22 protein-coding genes are annotated in these 19,721 nt (G+C 61.5%); 17 read left to right on the forward strand and 5 right to left on the reverse strand.

What is annotated here, in order from left to right:
• Window positions 1-7: 7 nt before the first annotated feature.
• The 3 genes from AB8A38_RS00445 to soxA are packed head-to-tail and all read right to left on the reverse strand — an operon-like array spanning window position 8 to window position 1,990.
• Window positions 8-508: a GlcG/HbpS family heme-binding protein gene (locus AB8A38_RS00445; RefSeq protein ID WP_439084563.1), complete on the reverse strand. Its 501-nt coding sequence runs from the start codon at window positions 506-508 to the stop codon at window positions 8-10.
• Between the two features lie 22 nt (window positions 509-530).
• Window positions 531-1,154, reverse strand: a complete 624-nt coding sequence (gene soxX / locus AB8A38_RS00450) for a sulfur oxidation c-type cytochrome SoxX (RefSeq protein WP_315842778.1) — start codon at window positions 1,152-1,154, stop codon at window positions 531-533.
• An 11-nt stretch (window positions 1,155-1,165) separates the two neighbouring features.
• Window positions 1,166-1,990, reverse strand: a complete 825-nt coding sequence (soxA, locus tag AB8A38_RS00455; RefSeq protein WP_315842777.1) for a sulfur oxidation c-type cytochrome SoxA — start codon at window positions 1,988-1,990, stop codon at window positions 1,166-1,168.
• 165 nt (window positions 1,991-2,155) lie between these two features.
• Here soxA and soxY point away from each other — a divergent pair, with 165 nt between their 5' ends.
• The 8 genes from soxY (at window position 2,156) to AB8A38_RS00495 (ending at window position 9,325) form a co-directional block, all read left to right on the forward strand.
• Entirely contained in the window at window positions 2,156-2,620 is a 465-nt protein-coding gene (soxY, locus tag AB8A38_RS00460; RefSeq protein WP_231080235.1) for a thiosulfate oxidation carrier protein SoxY, read from the forward strand.
• Between the two features lie 48 nt (window positions 2,621-2,668).
• Window positions 2,669-2,998, forward strand: a complete 330-nt coding sequence (gene soxZ / locus AB8A38_RS00465) for a thiosulfate oxidation carrier complex protein SoxZ (RefSeq protein ID WP_089264796.1) — start codon at window positions 2,669-2,671, stop codon at window positions 2,996-2,998.
• A 51-nt stretch (window positions 2,999-3,049) separates the two neighbouring features.
• A complete protein-coding gene (gene soxB, locus AB8A38_RS00470; protein ID WP_439084564.1) occupies window positions 3,050-4,747 on the forward strand; it encodes a thiosulfohydrolase SoxB in 1,698 nt (565 codons plus the stop codon).
• A gap of 38 nt (window positions 4,748-4,785) precedes the next feature.
• Window positions 4,786-6,066: a sulfite dehydrogenase gene (gene soxC, locus AB8A38_RS00475; RefSeq protein WP_439084565.1), complete on the forward strand. Its 1,281-nt coding sequence runs from the start codon at window positions 4,786-4,788 to the stop codon at window positions 6,064-6,066.
• Window positions 6,050-6,751, forward strand: a complete 702-nt coding sequence (locus AB8A38_RS00480) for a c-type cytochrome (RefSeq protein WP_315842774.1) — start codon at window positions 6,050-6,052, stop codon at window positions 6,749-6,751. The genes soxC and AB8A38_RS00480 overlap by 17 nt, the downstream gene beginning before the upstream one ends.
• A 73-nt stretch (window positions 6,752-6,824) precedes the next feature.
• Complete coding sequence (locus AB8A38_RS00485) at window positions 6,825-7,214, forward strand: c-type cytochrome (RefSeq protein ID WP_439084566.1); 390 nt, start codon at window positions 6,825-6,827, stop codon at window positions 7,212-7,214.
• Window positions 7,215-7,943: 729 nt separating this feature from the next.
• Window positions 7,944-8,399: a type II 3-dehydroquinate dehydratase gene (locus AB8A38_RS00490; protein ID WP_439084567.1), complete on the forward strand. Its 456-nt coding sequence runs from the start codon at window positions 7,944-7,946 to the stop codon at window positions 8,397-8,399.
• A complete protein-coding gene (locus AB8A38_RS00495) occupies window positions 8,396-9,325 on the forward strand; it encodes a 2-hydroxyacid dehydrogenase (protein WP_439084568.1) in 930 nt (309 codons plus the stop codon). The genes AB8A38_RS00490 and AB8A38_RS00495 overlap by 4 nt, the downstream gene beginning before the upstream one ends.
• On the opposite strand, the gene AB8A38_RS00500 is transcribed toward AB8A38_RS00495, so the two are convergent.
• Window positions 9,293-10,240, reverse strand: a complete 948-nt coding sequence (locus tag AB8A38_RS00500; RefSeq protein WP_439084569.1) for a LysR family transcriptional regulator — start codon at window positions 10,238-10,240, stop codon at window positions 9,293-9,295. The genes AB8A38_RS00495 and AB8A38_RS00500 overlap by 33 nt on opposite strands.
• A 91-nt stretch (window positions 10,241-10,331) precedes the next feature.
• On the opposite strand from AB8A38_RS00500, the gene AB8A38_RS00505 reads away from it, so the two are divergent.
• From AB8A38_RS00505 to AB8A38_RS00535, 7 genes are all read left to right on the forward strand, one after another.
• On the forward strand, window positions 10,332-11,792 hold the full coding sequence (locus AB8A38_RS00505) for a 4-hydroxyphenylacetate 3-hydroxylase family protein (protein WP_092151747.1): 1,461 nt from the start codon (window positions 10,332-10,334) through the stop codon (window positions 11,790-11,792).
• Window positions 11,789-12,292 (forward strand): flavin reductase family protein, encoded by a 504-nt coding sequence (locus tag AB8A38_RS00510; protein WP_439084570.1) that lies wholly within the window; start codon window positions 11,789-11,791, stop codon window positions 12,290-12,292. Before AB8A38_RS00505 ends, AB8A38_RS00510 begins: the two co-directional genes overlap by 4 nt.
• A gap of 11 nt (window positions 12,293-12,303) precedes the next feature.
• A complete protein-coding gene (locus AB8A38_RS00515; RefSeq protein ID WP_089264770.1) occupies window positions 12,304-12,714 on the forward strand; it encodes a RidA family protein in 411 nt (136 codons plus the stop codon).
• A 175-nt stretch (window positions 12,715-12,889) separates the two neighbouring features.
• Window positions 12,890-13,927, forward strand: a complete 1,038-nt coding sequence (locus tag AB8A38_RS00520; protein WP_089264769.1) for an ABC transporter substrate-binding protein — start codon at window positions 12,890-12,892, stop codon at window positions 13,925-13,927.
• A 77-nt stretch (window positions 13,928-14,004) separates the two neighbouring features.
• Complete coding sequence (locus AB8A38_RS00525) at window positions 14,005-14,859, forward strand: ABC transporter permease (protein ID WP_093762116.1); 855 nt, start codon at window positions 14,005-14,007, stop codon at window positions 14,857-14,859.
• Window positions 14,856-15,671: an ABC transporter permease gene (locus AB8A38_RS00530; RefSeq protein WP_439084571.1), complete on the forward strand. Its 816-nt coding sequence runs from the start codon at window positions 14,856-14,858 to the stop codon at window positions 15,669-15,671. The genes AB8A38_RS00525 and AB8A38_RS00530 overlap by 4 nt, the downstream gene beginning before the upstream one ends.
• A complete protein-coding gene (locus AB8A38_RS00535; RefSeq protein WP_315842766.1) occupies window positions 15,655-16,803 on the forward strand; it encodes an ABC transporter ATP-binding protein in 1,149 nt (382 codons plus the stop codon). Before AB8A38_RS00530 ends, AB8A38_RS00535 begins: the two co-directional genes overlap by 17 nt.
• Window positions 16,804-16,814: 11 nt before the next feature.
• On the opposite strand, the gene AB8A38_RS00540 is transcribed toward AB8A38_RS00535, so the two are convergent.
• On the reverse strand, window positions 16,815-17,468 hold the full coding sequence (locus AB8A38_RS00540; RefSeq protein WP_315842765.1) for a DUF1028 domain-containing protein: 654 nt from the start codon (window positions 17,466-17,468) through the stop codon (window positions 16,815-16,817).
• A gap of 39 nt (window positions 17,469-17,507) precedes the next feature.
• Here AB8A38_RS00540 and argE point away from each other — a divergent pair, with 39 nt between their 5' ends.
• Entirely contained in the window at window positions 17,508-18,686 is a 1,179-nt protein-coding gene (gene argE / locus AB8A38_RS00545) for an acetylornithine deacetylase (RefSeq protein WP_439084572.1), read from the forward strand.
• Window positions 18,683-19,693 carry an NAD(P)H-quinone oxidoreductase gene (locus tag AB8A38_RS00550; protein ID WP_439084573.1) on the forward strand — a complete coding sequence of 337 codons (1,011 nt, stop codon included), beginning with the start codon at window positions 18,683-18,685 and terminating at the stop codon, window positions 19,691-19,693. The genes argE and AB8A38_RS00550 overlap by 4 nt, the downstream gene beginning before the upstream one ends.
• Window positions 19,694-19,721 lie beyond the last annotated feature (28 nt).

Consider the following 19,721-nt stretch of genomic DNA (forward strand, 5'->3'; position numbering starts at 1 on the left):
CGGCCGCTTAGAAATCGAGCTTGTCCTGGATCGCCGCGATGCCGGCCTTGGCGCAGGCCTCATCGGCATCCCCGCCGGGGGCGCCCGAGACGCCGATGGCGCCCAGCATCGCACCGCCGCCTTCAATCATCATACCGCCGCCGATGATCACCACATTCGGGAGGTTGCGCAGCCCGGCCTGCATCATGCCGGGCTGGCTGATCGCATTGAGTTCGGTGGTGCTGCTGCGGAAACTCGCGGAGGTCCATGCCTTGCCAGTCGCCGTCGGCGGCGTGTGCGGGCCGGCATAGCGATCGCGCAGCAGGACTTGCGGCGTGCCGAAACGATCGACCACGGCAACGGCGACTTGATAGCCGCGCTTCTGGCACTCCTTTAGCGCCGCACGCGCGGCGTCGAGCGCCAGTTCAAGCCCGAGGGACTTGTAGCTGACAACAGGTTCCTCGGCTCTCGCTGCAGATGATGCGAGCATCGACAGGACGACGGCAAACCACACGTTTCTCTTCGTCATGTCGATTCACTCCCGGTTCGCGTTATTTGTTCACCGGCGATTCCGGATCGAACAGGAAAGCCACGATATCCTTGATCTGCTGCTCGCTCAGCACCTTGTTGACGCCGAAGCGCGGCATGTTGGAGCAAGCGAACACGGCTTGCGAGTCATAGACCTTGGTGAAGGCGTTCTTGATTTCCTGCGGATCGTATTTGCGATCCTTGCCGTAATTGGTCAGGCTCGGCCCGAGCGTGCCGTAGCTGACTTCCTTCTGCTCCATCTGATGGCAGGCATAGCAGTTGCCGCCGCTGACAGTGTCAGGTGGATCCGAGAACTGGCCGCCGCGACCGTTATTGGCGATCTTGGCGCCTTCCTTCCAGTTGCCGAGGAATTTGCCGTCGGCGGGATACACCACCCGCGCCATTTCGCGCGCGGTGATCTTCTCGGCCTCGGCGCTGGGAACTTCATTGTGATAGGCGTTGCAGGTCTTCAGCGTTTCGTCCGGCTCGATGCGCGCCTGCCATTCTGGCGGCGCTTTACCGAAGGTGGATTTCATATAGGCATCGACGAGAGCTGGATCCGGCGCCTTGGCGGTTTGCGCTGATGCGGCTGACGTGAACGAGCCTGCTGCGAGAACGAGCGCGGCGAGTGTCAAAACGCGTTTCATCTCAAGGCTCCTTATCGCTTGATCGACGGAACGTTGAGTTCGCCGGCCACCGCTTGTTTCTGCAGGAAAGAGGTGAGGGCGGTTATGACGTCCGAGCCGTATTCCGGAACGGGCCAGCGCTGCTGGCGGAAGCAGTCCCACAGGCGATGCTGCATGGTGCGCAGCGCGCCCTGCGAGACGCGGTAGGTCGGCCAGCCGCCCATGGTTTCCTGCGCCGGCTTGCCAGGCTTGGAGAAGTTCGGCAGTCCCTGCAGCCGGATGCGCTTGCCTTCGTCGGCATGGCAGGTGGCGCAGGAGAAATCGTTGACGCCGCCGCGGCGATAGAACAGCGCTTCGCCGACCGCCACCATCTCCTGCTCCTTGGGATTGCTCAGCGGAATGTCGATCTTCATGCCGTTCGATTTGTTGGCGATGTAGGCGACGAGGTCTTCCATGTCGGACGCACGGCCCGGGCCGGAAAAGCGCCGCGCGATGACATCCTTGGTATCAAGTCCCTGAATGTTCTGCATGCACCACAACAGGCGCTGTTCGAGATCCATGACCTTGTCGGCATCGGCGAAGTAGCGCGGCAATTGCGCGAAGGCGCCTTCGAGTTTGCCGGCGCCGAGACCGAGATTGCAGGTTTCGAGCGAGACGTTCTTGGTGCCGCGGGCTTCGCCCCACAGCGCTTCGCCGCGATCGACGGCGAGATAGCCGGGATTGGACATCGGGTCCGAGATCATCTCGCGATAGCGTTCGATCTCTTTTTCGCTGGCGTCCTGCGCATGACTGCCGAAGCTCCCCGCGCAGAGTACCAGAATGGCCGCTGCCGCTGACCGAATGACGGTCTTCCTCATCTGTCCCCTCCCACATCGCCGTCTCTGCGGCACCTGTGCATTTCAGATCTTTACATTCAAGAAAAAGAATATAATGATATGTCCCAGATAAGATAGATCAGACTTGGAATCGTCAAGCGATACTATTGTAAAGGGATTGCTCAAATCCCGCAGGAGGAAGCACTCATGATTTTGAAGTCGGTCGAGAAGACCCGTCGCGAAACGCTGGCCATGGCCGCGATCGCTGGTCTCGCAGCAATCCTTGCTCCCAGACTGTCGCTGGCCGATGAGCAGGCCGTCGCCGCCGAAATCAAGAAGCTGTATGGCGACAAGAAATTCGAAAGCGGCAAGATCAAGCTCGACGTGCCCGAGATCGCCGAGAATGGCCTTGTGGTCCCGGTCAATGTCGATGTCGAAAGCCCGATGACCGACGCCGACTACGTCAAGTCGGTGCATGTGTTCGCCGAAGGCAATCCGCTGCCGGCCGTCGTCAGCTACCGGTTCACGCCAGCTTGCGGCAAGGCCTCGGCCTCGACCCGCATGCGTCTTGCGGAAACCCAGAACATCGTCTGCATCGCCGAAATGTCCAACGGCAAGCTGCACATGGCGAAAGCCAATGTGAAAGTCACGATCGGCGGCTGCGGCGGCTAGTCGCGCGGCTTCGTTCACAGAACAGATTTATCAGGCGAGGACTTTCTCATGGCAACCAAACCAACCCCGCGCGTTCGCGTTCCGACCCAGGCCAAGCCGGGCGAACTGATCGAGATCAAGACGCTGATCTCTCACGAAATGGAATCCGGCCAGCGCAAGGATGCAGCCGGCAAGGTCGTGCCGCGCAAGATCATCAACAAGTTCACCGCCGCCTTCAACGGCAAGACGGTGTTCGAGGCCGACTGGAATCCCGCCATCTCGGCCAATCCCTATCAGTCGTTTTTCTACAAGGCTGCCGAGTCCGGCGAATTCACCTTCACCTGGAAGGATGACGACGGCTCCGACTATGTCGCGACCAACAAGCTGACCGTGGCCTGACGTTCTTCTGAACATTCACCCTTCCATACCGGAAGGGATCATAGGTGGATCATGATATCGAGGCGGGATTTCCTGCAAGCGACCGCGGCTGCGTCTGCGCTGACGATCGGTGGCGGCCTTGGCCCGCTGGGTCGGGCTGCTGCCCAGCAGCGCCTGACACAGGCCGATATCCTGCGGTTCGATCCGCTGGGTACGGTGACGATCCTCTATGTCGCCGATACCCACGCGCAACTGATGCCGCTGCACTTCCGCGAGCCGTCGGTGAATCTCGGCGTCGGCGAAGTGAAGGGCATGCCGCCACATTTCACGGATGCCGAGTTTCGCAACTACTTCAAGATCGCAGCCGGCTCCGCCGATGCCTTCGCGCTGACGGCCGATGACTTCGTCGCGCTTGCAAAGAACTATGGCCGCATGGGCGGCATGGACCGCATTGCCACGCTGATCGGCGCCGTGCGCGCCGAGCGCGGCGATGACAAGGTGCTGCTGCTGGATGGCGGTGATAGCTGGCAGGGCAGCTGGACGTCACTGCAGACCAAGGCGCAGGACATGGTCGATGTGATGTCGGCCCTGAAGCTCGATGCCATGGTTGGCCATTGGGAATTCACCTATGGCGCCGAGCGCGTCAAGCAGATCGCTGACTCCGCGCCCTTCGCATTCCTGGCCCAGAACATTCGCGACAACGAATGGCAGGAGCCGGTGTTCGAAGCGCGCAAGATGTTCGAGCGCGGCGGCGCCACCATCGCCGTGATCGGTCAGGCATTGCCGCGCACGGCCGTCGCCAATCCGCGCTGGATGTTCCCCAACTGGGAATTCGGCATTCGCGAGGAGGACATCCAGAAGCAGGTCGATGAAGCGCGTGCTGCCGGTGCGTCCATCGTCGTCTTGCTGTCGCATAACGGCTTCGATGTCGACCGCAAGCTGGCTGGCCGCGTGAAGGGGCTCGACGTCATTCTGACGGCGCATACTCATGACGCGATGCCCGGCCTGATCAAGGTCGGCAATACCGTGCTCGTCGCCACCGGCTCGCACGGCAAGTTCGTGTCGCGCCTCGATATCGAGGTGAAGGACAAGAAGGTCTCGGATATCCGCTTCAAGCTGATGCCGGTGTTCTCCGATGCCATCAAGCCCGATCCGGCGATGACCGCGCTGGTGGAGAAGGTGAGGGCGCCCTTCGCCAAGGATTTGGCACGCGAGATCGGCAAGACGGATTCGCTGTTGTATCGCCGCGGCAATTTCAACGGCACCTTCGACGATCTGATCTGCAACGCGATGATGGCGGAGCGCGATGCGGAGATCGTGCTGTCGCCCGGCTTCCGCTGGGGCGGCACACTGATCCCCGGCGATGCGATCACCTGGGAACAGATCACCAACGCCACCGCGATCACCTATCCGAACTGCTATCGCAACCAGATGACCGGCACCCAGATCAAGGAAGTGCTGGAGGACGTCGCCGACAACATCTTCCATCCCGATCCGTACTTCCAGGGCGGCGGCGACATGGTCCGCATGGGCGGCATGGGCTACGCGATCGATATTTCCAAGCCGATGGGATCGCGCATTTCCGCGATGACCCATCTGAAGTCCGGCAAGCCGATCGAAGCCAGCAAGACCTACACGGTCTCGGGCTGGGCCAGCGTCAACGAGAATACGCGGGGTCCGCCGATCTGGGACGTGGTCGCGGCGCATGTAGCGAAGGTCTCAACCGTCAGGATCGAACCCAACACCGCGGTCAAGGTGACCGGGGCCTGATCCAGGCGTCGTAGTGCAGAGACAGGAAAGCTTGTCGGATGACTGATCGAACATCAGCGGAAACGCTCAATCGCCGTCGTTTTCTCGGCGCGGCAGGTCTGGCCGGCGCAGGCGCGGCATTGTCGGCAATCCCGGCACTTGCAGGCGAGACGGCGAAATCCGAAGCACTCATCACCGACGTGCAGGACTGGCAGCGCTATCTCGGCGATGGCGTCGACAAACATCCCTACGGCGTTCCCTCGAAATTCGAGAAAAATGTGATCCGCCGCGATGTTCCATGGCTCACCGCGTCGGCGGAGTCCTCGGTCAATTTCACGCCGCTGCACGACCTCGACGGCATCATCACGCCGTCCGGCCTGTGCTTCGAGCGTCATCACGGCGGCGTCGCCGAGATCAATCCGGCGGATCATCGGCTGATGATCAACGGGCTGGTCGACAAGCCGCTGGTCTTCACCATGGACGACATCAAGCGGATGCCGCGCGTCAACAAGGTGTACTTCCTCGAATGCGCCGCCAATTCCGGCATGGAATGGCGCGGCAGCCAGCTCAATGGCTGCCAGTTCACGCACGGCATGATCCACAACGTGATGTATACCGGCGTGCCTTTGAAGGTGTTGCTGGATGAGGCCGGGCTGAAGCCGAATGCCAAATGGCTGATGCTGGAAGGCGCCGATTCCGCCGGCATGAACCGCTCGCTGCCGATCGAGAAGGCGCTGAACGATGTCATGATCGCGTTCGCCATGAATGGTGAGGCACTGCGTCCTGAGCAGGGCTATCCGCTGCGCGCGGTCATTCCCGGCTGGGAAGGCAATCTGTGGGTCAAGTGGCTGCGCCGCATCGAGGCTGGCGACCAGCCGTGGCAGACCCGGGAGGAGACGTCGAAATATACGGATCTGCTGGCCGACGGAAATTCCCGCAAGCATACATTCGTGATGGATGCGAAATCGGTGGTGACCAATCCGTCGCCGCAGGCGCCATTGAAGCACAAGGGCCGCAACGTGCTGAGCGGGCTGGCGTGGTCCGGGCGCGGCACGGTGAAGCGCGTCGATGTATCCCTGGATGGCGGGCGCAACTGGCAGACCGCGCGCATCGATGGCCCGGTCTTCGACAAGTCGGTGGTGCGCTTCTATGTGGATTTCGACTGGAACGGACAGGAGCTGATGATCCAGTCCCGCGCCATCGACTCCACCGGCTATGTGCAGCCGTCGAAGGACGATCTGCGCAAGGTGCGCGGCGTCAATTCGATCTACCACAATAACGGCATTCAGACCTGGCTGGTGCGTTCGGGCGGGGAGACTGAAAATGTCGAAATCGGCTAATGCCCTGACACTGGTGCTGGCGGCATGTCTGCTCGGCAGCATAATTGCGCCAAGCGCTGCCCAGCAGATGGCGGGCCGCGAGGTGGCAAAGCCTGCGGGTAAGCTTGGGCTCGGCCGGGCGGCCACCGCTGAGGAAATCGCGGCCTGGGACACCGATGTCCGGCCGGACGGGCGCGGTCTTCCGGTCGGCAAGGGCACCGTGAAGCAGGGCGACGATCTGTTTCAAGAGAAGTGCGCGTCCTGTCACGGCGAATTCGGACAGGGCGTCGGTCGATGGCCGGTGCTTGCCGGCGGCGCCGGGACATTAAAGGCCGATCGGCCCGACAAGACCGTCGGCTCGTTCTGGCCCGATTTGTCCACCGTGTTCGACTACATCAAGCGCGCGATGCCCTATGGCAATGCGCAGTCGCTGACCAATGACGAGGTCTATGCGCTGACGGCCTACATTCTCAGCATGAACGATATCGTCAAGGACGAGACATTCGAACTCAACGAGAAGAACTTCACGTCGATCAAGATGCCGAATGCTGCAGCATTTTTCGAGGACGACCGCGAGACGTCCGAGAAGCATTTCTGGAACAAGAATCCGTGCATGAAGGATTGCCGGCCGGCGCCGAAGGTGACCGGGCGCGCCATGTCCATCGACGTCACGCCTGACGGCAAGTCCGGCCCCAAGGTCGAGTAGCAGGCGAGGGCATTCGTCTTTGTCGCGATGGCTCGCACGCCATAACAATCACTACATTTGAGGTTTGACCAGGATGACGCTCCGCTTTTCGCTGCTCGCTTTGTCGCTCGCACTGACGACAACCGATGCCATGGCGCAGGATGTTGCAGGCGGGGAGAAGTCCTTCAACAAGTGCCGCGCCTGCCATCAGGTCGGCGAAACCGCGAAGAACACCGTAGGGCCGATCCTGAACGGTCTGTTCGGGCGCAAGTCCGGCACTGTTGCGGGCTATAATTATTCCGACGCCAACAAGAATTCCGGCCTGACCTGGGACGATCAGGTGTTCACCGACTATATCAAGGATCCGAAGGGCAAGATCCCCGGCACCAAGATGAGCTTTGCCGGTATCAAGAACGAGCAGGAGATCAAGGATCTCACCGCGTTCCTGAAGCAGTTCACCGCCGACGGCAAGAAGGGCAGCTAAAGCGCTGTCGTTTTTCAGGTGAGCAGCTCGCTTGATATGATCCGGACGAAATCGTTGTAGTTTTCGCCAGATGCCGCTGATCGGCAGACTGGAGATTGCATCGAAGGTGGCGTCCTGGTCACCCGATAACCATGCTCGGAATGTTGGATGATTGCCCCGCGCACGCAGTGCATCCGATGAGTGGATGATCCAGTATTTCAGTTGTTGGCACGACTCTTGCTAATCGTAAAAGGATATAGGCGATAGCGAGAGTGAATCTTGAGAAACGTGTTGACCCATAGAGCGAGAAACTGGTGTGTGAACATCTGGCGCGAAATCAGGGATTCCTTGAAACACGCGCCAATGCATTAGCCGGATGCCGACCGTGCACCGCATCTGATCCGGACCGATTTTTCGGCCGGTTTCCTTCGATTGGCCGTCTCGCTCATTTTTTACCGGGCGGCAGACGGTGCCGCCTCCGGGCTTTCCACCTACTGCGAGAGCAACCTCTGAACCATACTGAAATCCGTCGAACCGCATAGGTTCTTTTGATTTCTGCGATGAGGCAGGTCTCTCTAAGGTTCAATTTGCGGATGCGCTGCGTCGATGCGTCGGTGCATGCGCCCTGTTGGCCAAGGGTTGAGCACATTCGGGGTCATCCGACGTCACTCGTTCGTTGGTATTTTCTCCCGGCTCGGTCTTGCCTCTCGAGACTACCCGATTGCCCTCCAGACACATGAAAGCGCGGCCATGACGTCTCCAGTTGTCTATTTCCTCAATGGTCCCAATGCCAATCTTTATGGGCTGGACAAAAGCGGCACCTATGGCCGCGAAAGTTTCGTCTCGATCAAGAAGCGCTGCGAAGACCATGCAGCTTCGCTCGGCTTGACGGTCGACTTTCGCCAATCCAACCACGAAGGCGTTCTGGTTGACTGGATTCAGGAGGCGAGGGAGAAGGCCGAGGGGATCGTCATCAATGCCGCCGGTCTCACTTACTCGTCGGTACCGATTCTCGATGCGTTGCTCGCTTTCGAGGGACCGATCATCGAGGCGCATATGAGCAATATCTGGAAGCGCGAGCCGTTTCGCCATCACTCCTATGTATCGCGCGCGGCGACCGGCGTGATCGCCGGGCTCGGCGCACTCGGCTATGAACTGGCGCTGACTGCAGTGTCGCGTCTGATCGCCGAAAAGGCCGCGCAATGACGTCGGAGGTGATGGCGTTCTACAGCGCCTTCGATGACTTCGAGACGTGGCGTGCGGCGCTCGCCGTGGAGGGGATCGATCTGCGTCAGGCGGACGATATCGTCGATCCCGCGCGCGTACGGCAGGCACTTGTCTGGAAGCCGCCGCATGGCTTCTTTGCGCGCTATCCCAATCTCGGGCTCGTCGTCAATCTGGGCGCCGGCGTCGACGCGCTGGTCGGGCGTGACGATCTGCCGGAGGTTCCGATCACGCGCCTGTCCGATCCGAAGATGGCGCGGATGATGGCTGGCTATGTGTTGTTCGCGGTGATGCGTCATGCGCGCGATATTCCAGCCTTCGAGCGCGCTCAGCGCGAGCGCCGCTGGCACTATATTCATCCGCGCGATCCCGAGACCATCACCGTCGGCATTCTGGGTCTTGGCGAACTCGGACTGACGGCGGCGCTCGAATGTGCCCGGCAGGGCTACCGGGTGCGTGGCTGGTCCAACACGCTGAAGTCGGTGGAGGGCATCGAGACATCTGCCGGTCTGTCTGCGTTGCCGGATATCCTGGGCGATAGCGACATTCTCGTCTGCATGTTGCCCCAGACGCCGCAGACGCGCGGGCTGCTGAACGCCGAGCGCTTGGCGCAGATGAAGCCGGGGGCAGTCTTCATCAATGTCTCGCGCGGCAGTATCGTCGATGAGCCGGCGCTGATCGAAGCGCTGCGTTCGGGCCATATCGCAGAAGCGACGCTGGATGTGTTTGCCTCCGAGCCGTTGTCGCCGGAGAGTCCGCTCTGGGCGATGGGCAATGTGCTGATCACGCCGCATCTCGCATCGGTGGCGCTGCCGGGTTCTGCGTCACAGCAGATCGGCGAGAATGTACGGCGGCTGCGTGCGGGGCAGGAGCTGCTAAGCCGCGTCGATCCTCGCCGGGGCTATTGAACCCGGCGCGAACTGGCCGCCAACTGCAAAGGCGTCGCGCGCGTAGTCGGCGAATGTCTGCACCGCCGGTCGCAGCGCGTGGCGCTTCAGACGCAGCGCCGTGACATGCGTTGCCGGCAGTTTTTCGGTGATCGGCACCACGGCGACGCGGCTACCGTCATAGCCGATGGTGGTGCGCGGCACGGCATTGTGGATCGAATATCCCTGGCCATTCCCGATCAGTCCGCGGATCAGCTCGAATGATCGGGTCCGGAAGGAAATACGCGGCTCGATACCGGATGCCGTGAACAGGCTGGCGAAGTAATCGCGCGAATGCGGCAGGTCCAGCAGGATGAACGGCTCGTCGCGCATTTCGGTGAGGCTGATCGACGACCGGTTTGCCAGAGGGTGATCCGCCGACAGCACGATGAAGGGCGGCAGCTCGCAGAATTTCTCACCGACGATCTCGTCCGGCACGGCAAAGGAATAGGACAGCGCGAGTTCAGTCCGTCCGGAGACCAAGCCGTCGATGATTTCCTGCTGGTCGCCTTCCTCCAGCTTCACCGAGATGCCCGGCTGGCGCTCGCGAAAGCCGGACAGCAGCCCTGGCATGAAACGTGTGGCGAGGGTCGAAAAGCTGCCGACCACGATCTCGCCGTGCAGCGTGCTGCCAAGTGACTGGGCGCTCTGGGCAAAATCGCGCGCATGCGCGAGCAGCAGTCTCGCGTCGTTTACCAGCCGCTGGCCGGCGGGGGAGAGGGTCACGCCCTTGGCGAGATGGCGAATGAAGATCTGGACGCCGAGTTCGGCCTCCAGCTGGCTGAGTGCGGCCGAAATCGAGGGCTGCGACACGTTCAGGCGCTTGGCGGCTTCTGTCACGCTGCCCGCATCGGCCGTCTCAACCACATAACGCAGGGCCCGGAGCGAGAACCTCATCGTGTTTTCCTATGCATCTCCAAACATAAAAATATTTTCCTTATGATAGGCCCTTCGGCACCCTGTCGTCCAGTCGAACAGGAGCCGATCAATGATCCGCACGGGTGAAGAATACAAACAGGGCATTCGCGATGGCCGCGAGGTCTGGATCGATGGCGAGCGGGTCAAGGACGTGACCACGCACCCGGCGTTGAAGCCGATCATCGACGTCAAGGCCCGCATGTATGACATGGCGCGTGAAGAGCGTTACGCCGCCGACCTGACTTACGTTGAAGACAACGAGACACATTCGGTCTTCTACAAGCCACCGACGGAACAGAAGGACTGGCACGACAAGATCAAGGCCGTCGATCACGTGATGAAGGACATCGGCGGCGTGGTCACCCGTGTGGGTGACGAGACCATCGGCGAAATGTGGTCGCTGACCGACGGCCGCGATGTGCTGGCCGAGATTGATCCGCGTTTCGCCGCCAATATCGATCATCACATCCGTGCCGTGATCGAGAAGGACATCTTCCACGTCTCGGCCAATACCGATCCGAAGGGCGACCGTTCCCTGCCGCCGCAGCAGCAGGATCCGGATCTCATGGTTCACGTCACGCGTGAGACCGATGCCGGCATCATCATTCGCGGCGCGAAATACGAGACCGCCGCGGCCTATGCCGATCAAGCCTATCTGAAGCCGACCGTCGGCGCCTGGGCCAATGAGAAGCTGTCCGACTATGCGGTGGGCTGCATCGTCAAGATGGGTGCGCCGGGCGTCAAGCATATCTGCCGCGGCGGCTTCGCCAATCGCAGCAGCGCCAACGCCAAGGACTATCCGCTCGCCAATCGCTTCGATGAAGTCGAGGCGCTGGTGGTGTTCGACGACGTGTTGATCCCGTGGGAAGACGTGTTCTTCTATCGCCATACCCGCGCCGCGCAGTTCGTGCGTTCGACGCTGCATCGCTATTCGGCATTCCCCTATGTGCTGCGTCTGCTCTACACCGCCGACATGATGATCGGCGCGGCCATGTGGAACGCCAAGCAGACCGGTCTCGACAAGCTGCAGTCGGTGCGCGAGAAGCTCGCCGATCTCGTCTGCTATCGCGAAGGCATCAACGCACATCTCACGGCGTCGATCGCCATGGCGGAGAAGAGCCCGGGCGGCCTTCTGATGCCGCAGCAGTCGATGCTCTATGCAGGCCGCGTGTTCGCCTGTTCGCAGCTTCCGGCGATGATGCATATCGCCCGCGAACTGTGCGGCGGCCAGATCTGCATCACCCCGAATGCCGATGCCTTCGAGGCCGAGGGATCAGGCAAGTGGCTGAACAAGTTCTATTCGCTGAACGATCAGTGGCAGGCCGACGATCGCCGCAAGCTGCTCGCCTTTGCGCGCGACCTGCTCAATTCGGACTACGCCGGTCATCGCCTGACCTTCGTGCAGTTCGCGCAAGCGCCGCACTTCAATCATTTGGCGGCGGTATATAACAGCTTCGACTTCGCCGGGCCGCTGGATTTCGTCAAGAAGTCGGCCGGATTGTCGGACCGTATCGACGGAGCGAAGTCGTGAGCGCGGCGACGCATCCGCCGGTCGAGGTCGATATCTTCCGCGACGCCATGCGGATGACGGCCTCGGGCGTGGCGGTGGTGACAACGGATGGCGAGGCGGGCCGCGCGGGCGTTACGGTGTCGTCGCTGTGTTCGCTCTCGATGGAGCCGCCATCGGTTGTGTTCAGCGTTCACCGCGACAATCGCCATCTCGAAAAGCTGCTGGCCAATGGCGTGTTCGTCGCCAACATTCTGTCTGATACGCAAGAGCGTGTTGCCAATAGCTTTGCCGGGCTGATCCCTGAACTGCGCGACAATCGCTTTCTCGCCGGCGACTGGTCAGAACTGCTGACCGGCGCGCCGGCGCTCGATGGCGCGCTCTGCAATTTCGATTGCCGCGTCGCCAGCGTGTTCGATTTCGGCTCGCATCGCATCGTCGCGGGCGAGGTGCTGAACGTTCGCAACCAAGCTGCGCTGCCCCTGATCTTCTCCGATCGCACATTCCGTCGTCTCGCCGCCTGAGGATCTGCTTCATGACCACCCATCAGCGTTTTCGTAAGTTCAACACCAAGGAAGCGTATCCCGAGCAGTCGCTCGACAACGATGTCTGCATGGTCGTTCGCGCCAACAACACCGTTTATGTGCGCGGCCAGACGGCCATGGATCTCGATGGCAAGATCGTCGGTATCGGCGATGCCGCTGCGCAAACGGAGAATGCCATGACATGCGCCAAGGTGCTGCTTGAAGAGGCAGGCTCCAAGCTCGAGGACGTGGTGAAGATCGTCATTTACATCACCGATCGCGCCTATCGCGAGCCGGTCTATCGCGTCGTCGGCAAATGGCTGAAGGGCGTCTATCCGGTTTCGACAGGAATTATCGTTCAGGGCCTCGCCAAGCCTGAATACCTGATGGAAATCGACATCATCGCGGAAATTCCGGCGTAACGACGCGTTTTTCGCCGGCACTACAGAGATCAATCGGACGTTTGCGGCTTCATCTTTCGCATGATCGATGAGTGCGATTGCACGCGCCTGTCCGGCGGAAATTCTTGAGGTAAATCAATCGTCTGGCATGATGCTTGCTTTTCTTTCTGGGTCATAATCCTTGTGAGGTTTCGAGATGAAGCGCGCCTTGAAGTTTACTGCATTGATGTTGCTGTCGACGCTCGCGATTGGCGGGCAGGCATCCGCCCAGGAGAAGCTGGTGGTCAGCACCTGGGGTGGAAGTTTCCGCGATCTGATCGATGAAGCGATCGCCAAGAAATTCACTGCCGAGACCGGCGTGAAGGTTGAATACATCACCGGCGGCACGATTGATCGCCTCAATCAGGCCAAGCTCGCTGCTGCGAAGCCGGAGAGCGACGTCACCTTCACGACGGCCCATGTCGGCTGGCTCTATGCCAACGACAATCTGTTCGAGAAGCTCGACATGGCGAAGATCCCGAATGCCAGCCATCTGGTCGAGCAGGCCAAGATCAGCCCGTATCACATCGGCTCCTGGGCCTATGTCTACACGATCGGCTATCTGCCCGATCAACTGCCGAAGGGCGTGAGCTTCGAGAGCTGGGAAGGTCTGTGGAATCCGGCGCTCAAGGGCATGATCTCGTCGCCCGATTTCGATCCGAGCCATGTGATGGTGGTCGCAGCCAAGCTGTCCGGCGGCGACGCATCGAATTGGGAAGTCGGCGAAGCCAAGATGAAAGCGCTGAAGCCGAACTACAAGGCGTTCTACACCAACGATGCCAACAGCCAACAGCTGTTCGCGACGGGTGAGACGCCGGTGCAGGTCGTGCTGTCGATGAACGCCTATTACATGCAGGCCCAGGGCGTGCCGATCAAGCTGGCGATTCCGAAGGAAGGCGCAGTTCTCGGCGTCGATACCATGGGCATCACCAAGGGCTCGACCAAGGCGGAGCTGGCCTACAAGTTCATCAACACCGCGCTCGATCCGGACGTGCAGGCGAAGATCGCCGAACTGAAGAAGGGCAGCCCGGTGGTGGACAACGCCAAGGTCAAGCCCGAGATCGCAGCACTGCCGGGCGTGTTCACGACCGCGGATCAGTGGGCGAAGCAGACGCTGGTGATCGACGCCAAGCTGCGTGCCGAGAAGACCGGCACCTGGCGGAAGTGGTTCACCGAAAACATCATGGCTCCGTAAGAAGTCCGGATAGCGATCCGGCTGATACCGCCGGATCGCTATCCATAACGTCACGTTCGCCCACTTCGAGTTTGTCCATGAACACACGTCCATTTCTGGGATGGTTTGTCTCGCCGGCCGGCCTCGTTGCTGTGGGCCTGATCGCGGCGATGCTGGCTGTGTTCCAGTACAGCGTGCGGGCCTATATTCCCGGAACGCTCGAAGTCGGCGGGTTCACCTGGGCCAATTTCGAAGCCATGCTGCGGCCGCTTTACGCCCTAGCATTCTGGAATACGGTGCTGATCTGTTTTGAAACGGCGGTATTCACGCTGCTGCTTGCCTATCCGCTAGCCTATGCGTTGACGCGCACCAACAGCTCTGCGTTGCGCTCCTTCATCCTGATCGTGTCGGTGACGCCGCTGTTTCTCGGCGAGGTGGTGCGGACCTATTCCTGGATGATCGTGCTCGGCAATAACGGCTTCCTGAACACGCTGCTGCTCAAGCTCGGCCTGGTGGATCGCCCGTTGCGGATGATGTTTACCTCGGGCGGTGTGATAGCGGCCTTGGTGCATGTGACCATGCCGATCATGGTCATCATGCTGGCCGCGGCGCTGTCGCATATCGACCGCAATTACGAGAAGGCGGCCGAAAGTCTCGGCGCGGGTCCGATCCGCATCTTCATGACCATCACGCTGCCTCTGTCGATGCCCGGCATCGTTGCCGGCTTCTCCACCGCCTTCGCGTGGACCTTCAGCGCCTTTGCAACGCCACAGCTGATCGGCGGCGGCCGTGTCGCCACCGTGTCGACGCTGATCTATCAGCTCGGCTTCTCGTCGTTCAATTTCCCCTTCGCCGCCAGTCTCTCCATCATCGGTCTCGCATTGTCGCTGGCCGTGATCGCGCTGCTGAAGAAAGCCGCGAGCCCGCTCGAACGCATGGCGGGCACGACATGAAACGCTCACCTGCAACCCTTGCGCTGCGCTGGTCGGGCCGCGTCCTCGTTGCCGCCATTCTCCTGTTCGTGCTGTTGCCCGGCGTCGTCGTGGCGATCTCGGCTTTCAACGATCGCGCGATCCTGCAGTTTCCGCCGCAGTCATGGTCACTGCGCTGGTTCAATCGCGCCTTCTCCTATGCCGATTTCGCCAAAGGTTTCTGGAATGGCCTGACCGTGACGGTCTGGGCATCCAGCATCGCGGTCGTCGTCGGATCTGCCTTTGCCTTTGCCATTCATCGCTACAAATTCGCGCTCAGGGATTTCCTTGAAGGCATTCTGCTGTCGCCGCTGATCATCCCGCATTACACCGTCGGCCTTGGCATTCTCATTCTCGCCTCGCAGACGGGTGTTGGTCGCGGTTTTCCGCTCGTCATCTTCGCCCACGTGGTGATGGTGCTGCCTTTCGTGATGCGCAGCACTTACATCTCGCTGGAAAATCTCGACACGCGCCTGGAGCTGGCCGCGTCCAGTCTCGGCGCCACGCCGCTGCGGATCCTGTTCACGGTGACGATCCCGCTGCTGATTCCGGGTTTGCTCAGCGGCTGGCTGTTCGCGGCGATCCTGTCCTTCAACGAATTCACGGCGACGTTGTTTGTTAGCAGTCAGGCGACGCAGACGCTGCCGGTCGCCATGTATAATTACGTCCGCGAATTCGCGGATCCCACATTGGCCGCACTCTCGGTCATCTACATCGTCGTGACCGCAACCTTGCTCACGATCGCCAATTCCTTCCTGGGCCTCGGGAAAATCCTGAATGTTGATGCGCACTGATCCAATGACGGCACACACGCCGGAAGCGACCAGCGAAAAAGTTCGTCCGGCGGTGCAGCTCGACGGCGTCACCAAGCGCTTTGGCGAATCCATGGCGCTACATGAAGCCTGGCTGAAGATCCGGCCGAGCGAGTTCATGACCCTGCTGGGCCCATCCGGCTGCGGAAAGACGACGCTGCTCAATCTGGTCGCCGGCTTCCTCGAAGCCGACAATGGCGAGATCTTCATCGACGGCGATCTGGTCACCGAAACGCCCGCGCATATGCGTGAGATTGGCATCGTGTTCCAGAACTACGCGCTGTTCCCGCATATGAGCGTCGCCAAGAACGTCGCTTACGGATTGAAGACCCGCGGCGTCGACAAGAAGGAGATCGCGCGCCGCGTCGACGAAGCGCTGGCGCTGGTCAAGCTCACAGGCTTTGCCGACCGCAAGCCGCGGCAGTTGTCGGGCGGCCAGCAGCAGCGGGTGGCGCTTGCGCGGGCCTTGGTGATCAGGCCGAAGGTGCTGCTGCTCGACGAACCATTCTCGGCGCTCGACAAGAATCTGCGCGGTTCGATGCAGGTCGAGCTCAAGCAGATCCAGCGTGAGCTCGGCGTCACCACGATCTTCGTGACGCATGATCAGGGTGAGGCGCTGTCGATGTCGGACCGCATCGCCGTGATGTCGGCCGGGCGCATCCGCCAGATCGCGGCACCCGACGATATCTATCGCCGTCCGGCGGATCGCTTCGTCGCGTCCTTCGTGGGCGACGCCAATATCCTCAACGGGCGTCTTGTCGAGAAGCGCGGCGATGTCGCGGTGGTTTCGGTCGGCGACATCAGCGCCGAAGTTCCTGCGGCGCCGATTGCCGCGCTTTCGGTTGGCGATGCCTTGGATGTCTTCGTGCGGCCGGAGCATCTCGCCGTCACGTCGCGTGGCGCTTCGGGATCACTGCCCGGCACTGTGATGACACAGGTGTTTCAAGGCGGCCATGTCGATCTATATATCGACGCGCCCGGCAGCGCGCGCGAGCGCATCCTGCTGCGTTCGCCGGGCATTGCGGCGCTGTCGTCCTGTCCGGTCGGAGCCGAGATCGGATTGACCATCGGCTCCGACGATATCGTGGCGTTTCCGCCGGGTGAGGCGGCGTGAGGCGCTCTGCCTTAGAACGACGGCGCAGCGCCCGGATTCATCGCGCGCGCAATGTAGTCCTTCTGCTGCGGCCGATAGCGCTCCCACAGCGCGCGGAGTTCACCGATCGGAGCGTCGTGCCAGTCGACACGCAGATCGACCACCGGCCAATCGAACATGTGGGCAACATGCAGGCCCGCGGCATGTTCGTCGTCGGTCTCGCCGCCCGCATCGAGGCCGGCTTCCAGCGCCGACATCAGCCGCTCCGCCAGCGGTTGCCCGGCCGTCGCCTCGAACCGCGCGACCATCACGCTCGGGACTTTCTCATCGACCAGCAGATTGCCCATAGCGAGACAACCATTGCCCTGCGCAATGCCGATGATCGGCAAGGCCTGTGCGCCGGAATGCCAGGCCACTTGGCCATAGCGATCGATCACACCGACCTGCCGCCACGCCGGCTGCGGCGTGCCTTGCGTCAGATTGTTCAGCACCGCACCAGCGCCAAGGCCCTGACGCAGCAGTGCGAGGCCGGTCGGGCCGAGCGACGGATCAGTGACATTCTGCGACACCACCAGACCCAGAGGTCCCACCCAGGCGCAGCGCGCCGGCACGGCAATGCTGGACGATGTAATGGCAATGCCAAACGCGCCGGTCTCCGGACAGCGTGCCGAGATGGAATAGGTCATCGTGATGCTCCCGCAATCGTAAAAGTATTGAGAGTATAGATGATCGAGAGAATAGCTCAAATACTTTGCGAGCTGATCAGTATTGAAAGTATAAGTTCGAATTCGAACCTCGATATCATCGCATATATCGAGCGGATACTTGCGTCGTCGGGCGTGTCTTCGCGCCGCGTGTCGTCGCCTGATGGCTGCAAGGCCTCGCTGCTCGCGACTATCGGTCCTGTGGATCGTCCCGGTGTGGTCCTGTCAGCGCATACGGATGTCGTGCCGGTGGACGGGCAGGCGTGGACCGTGCCGCCCTTCGCAGGCGTCGTCCGTGATCGGCGTGTCTATGGCCGCGGCGCTACCGACATGAAGGGCTTTCTGGCCGTCGTTCTCGCTGCCGTGCCGCGCCTGAATGAAGCCGCGACAGCTGCGCCCGTGCATCTGGCGTTTTCCTATGATGAGGAAGTCGGATGCCGCGGTGCGCCTGATCTTGTGGACGCGCTCGTGCAGTCCGTTGCAATGCCTGCACTCGCCATTGTTGGTGAGCCCACGACTATGCGCGTCGTTCGCGCGCACAAGGGCAAGGTCGCGCATCGCCTGACAGTAACAGGCCGCACCGGTCATTCGGCGATGCCGCATCGTGCGGCCAATGCGGTCGATGTGGGCGTTGCGATCGCGCATGCGTTGCGCGGTCTGGCCGATGAGGAAATCGCGCGCGGCGGCGATGCGGCGTTCGATCCGCCATACACGACCATTCACGTCGGCTCGCTGCATGGCGGCACCGTGGTCAATCTGGTGCCGGAACGGGCTGTCCTGGAATACGAGATCCGCACCATGCCAGGCCGTGACGCCGGCGAGATTCTCGCGCGGGTCGATGAGGTGGTTGCGCGTGAGCGCGATCGGTTGCGCGCCAATGCACCGGAGGCTGACATCGTTTCCGAGGAATTATCGGCCTATCCGGGGCTCGACACTGCCGCCGACGCAGGCGTGACGCGTCTGGTCGCAGGAATGGCGGGCGATACGCAACCCGCAACCACAGTCGCCTTCGGCACCGAGGCTGGCCTCTATGCAGGGGCGGGGATCCCGACGCTGGTCTGCGGACCCGGCGACATGGCCCGCGGCCACAAGGCTGATGAATGGATTGGTTTCGACGAACTCGCGGCTGCGAACGCGATGATGGACAGGCTGGCGGATTTGCTGCGTCGGCCGAGTGAAGAGTGGATACGCGTATCATGAAGAACGGAGTGTCGACGATCATGGCGACCATGCAGGCGATCATCGCGACGCAAGCAGGCGGTCCTGACGTTCTGACCCAAGTCGAACGACCAGTGCCGGTGCCCGGTCCCGGCGAAGTGCTGATCCAGGTCGCCGCAGCCGGCGTCAATCGCCCGGACCTGATGCAGCGAAGTGGTGCCGTGCCGCTGCCGCCGGGTGTCACTGACGTGCTCGGTCTCGAAGTCGCCGGCCGCGTGGTCGGCGGCGACGCTGCGTTGCAGAGGCAGGCGGCGGTGATGGCCCTCGTGAAGGGCGGCGGTTATGCGCGCTATTGCATCGCTAAGGCCTCGCATTGTCTTCCGGTCCCGGCGGGATTGACGATCGAAGAGGCAGCGGCGCTCCCCGAGGCGCTCTTCACCGTCTGGCACAATCTGTTCGAGCGCGGCCGGCTGTCGAAGGGCGAGACCGTGCTGGTGCATGGCGGTGCCAGTGGTATCGGCACTATTGCGATCCGCATGGCCATCGCCCGCGGCGCGACGGCGATCGCGACCGTGGGCAGCGATGCCAAGAAGAAGGCGGTGGAAGCGCTCGGCGCCATCGCAATCAACTATCGTACCGAGGACTTCGTTGTCGCTGCGCGCGACGCCACAAGCGGGCGGGGCGTCGATGTCGTACTCGACATCGTCGGCGGTTCCTATGTGGCGCGCAATCTCGATGCGCTGGCGCCCGGCGGACGGCATGTCAGCCTGTCCTTCATGGAAGGCGGCGTGGTGCCGATCGATCTCGGTCTGGTGATGCGGAAGGGATTGTATCTGACGTCGTCGACGCTGCGGCCGAAGTCCGACGAGGAGAAGACCGCCATCGCTGCCGCGCTCCGCGCCGAGGTGCTGCCGCTCGTCGCGTCCGGCGCGGTGAGGCCGCTGATCTGGCGCCAGTTGCCTCTCGGAGACGCAGCGCAAGCTCACCGCATTCTGGAAGCCAATGAAAACATCGGCAAAGTGCTGTTGCTGCCCGCAGACGCCGCATGAGCGGCCATGTCGAGCGCAAAGGCCGGAT

This window comes from Tardiphaga sp. 839_C3_N1_4, from assembly GCF_051811045.1.
Taxonomy (GTDB): Bacteria; Pseudomonadota; Alphaproteobacteria; order Rhizobiales; family Xanthobacteraceae; genus Tardiphaga.

Bases quoted from the DNA above. Each gene is read 5' to 3' on its own strand.
- AB8A38_RS00550 (WP_439084573.1), top strand. From the start codon at position 18,683: ATGAAGAACGGAGTGTCGACGATCATGGCGACCATGCAGGCGATCATC.
- argE (WP_439084572.1), top strand. From the start codon at position 17,508: ATGATCGAGAGAATAGCTCAAATACTTTGCGAGCTGATCAGTATTGAA.
- soxX (WP_315842778.1), bottom strand. From the start codon at position 1,154: ATGAAACGCGTTTTGACACTCGCCGCGCTCGTTCTCGCAGCAGGCTCG.
- AB8A38_RS00520 (WP_089264769.1), top strand. From the start codon at position 12,890: ATGAAGCGCGCCTTGAAGTTTACTGCATTGATGTTGCTGTCGACGCTC.
- soxY (WP_231080235.1), top strand. From the start codon at position 2,156: ATGATTTTGAAGTCGGTCGAGAAGACCCGTCGCGAAACGCTGGCCATG.
- soxA (WP_315842777.1), bottom strand. From the start codon at position 1,990: ATGAGGAAGACCGTCATTCGGTCAGCGGCAGCGGCCATTCTGGTACTC.
- AB8A38_RS00525 (WP_093762116.1), top strand. From the start codon at position 14,005: ATGAACACACGTCCATTTCTGGGATGGTTTGTCTCGCCGGCCGGCCTC.
- AB8A38_RS00445 (WP_439084563.1), bottom strand. From the start codon at position 508: ATGACGAAGAGAAACGTGTGGTTTGCCGTCGTCCTGTCGATGCTCGCA.
- AB8A38_RS00480 (WP_315842774.1), top strand. From the start codon at position 6,050: ATGTCGAAATCGGCTAATGCCCTGACACTGGTGCTGGCGGCATGTCTG.
- soxZ (WP_089264796.1), top strand. From the start codon at position 2,669: ATGGCAACCAAACCAACCCCGCGCGTTCGCGTTCCGACCCAGGCCAAG.
- soxB (WP_439084564.1), top strand. From the start codon at position 3,050: ATGATATCGAGGCGGGATTTCCTGCAAGCGACCGCGGCTGCGTCTGCG.
- AB8A38_RS00535 (WP_315842766.1), top strand. From the start codon at position 15,655: ATGTTGATGCGCACTGATCCAATGACGGCACACACGCCGGAAGCGACC.
- AB8A38_RS00495 (WP_439084568.1), top strand. From the start codon at position 8,396: ATGACGTCGGAGGTGATGGCGTTCTACAGCGCCTTCGATGACTTCGAG.
- AB8A38_RS00505 (WP_092151747.1), top strand. From the start codon at position 10,332: ATGATCCGCACGGGTGAAGAATACAAACAGGGCATTCGCGATGGCCGC.
- AB8A38_RS00485 (WP_439084566.1), top strand. From the start codon at position 6,825: ATGACGCTCCGCTTTTCGCTGCTCGCTTTGTCGCTCGCACTGACGACA.
- AB8A38_RS00490 (WP_439084567.1), top strand. From the start codon at position 7,944: ATGACGTCTCCAGTTGTCTATTTCCTCAATGGTCCCAATGCCAATCTT.
- AB8A38_RS00515 (WP_089264770.1), top strand. From the start codon at position 12,304: ATGACCACCCATCAGCGTTTTCGTAAGTTCAACACCAAGGAAGCGTAT.
- soxC (WP_439084565.1), top strand. From the start codon at position 4,786: ATGACTGATCGAACATCAGCGGAAACGCTCAATCGCCGTCGTTTTCTC.
- AB8A38_RS00540 (WP_315842765.1), bottom strand. From the start codon at position 17,468: ATGACCTATTCCATCTCGGCACGCTGTCCGGAGACCGGCGCGTTTGGC.
- AB8A38_RS00530 (WP_439084571.1), top strand. From the start codon at position 14,856: ATGAAACGCTCACCTGCAACCCTTGCGCTGCGCTGGTCGGGCCGCGTC.
- AB8A38_RS00500 (WP_439084569.1), bottom strand. From the start codon at position 10,240: ATGAGGTTCTCGCTCCGGGCCCTGCGTTATGTGGTTGAGACGGCCGAT.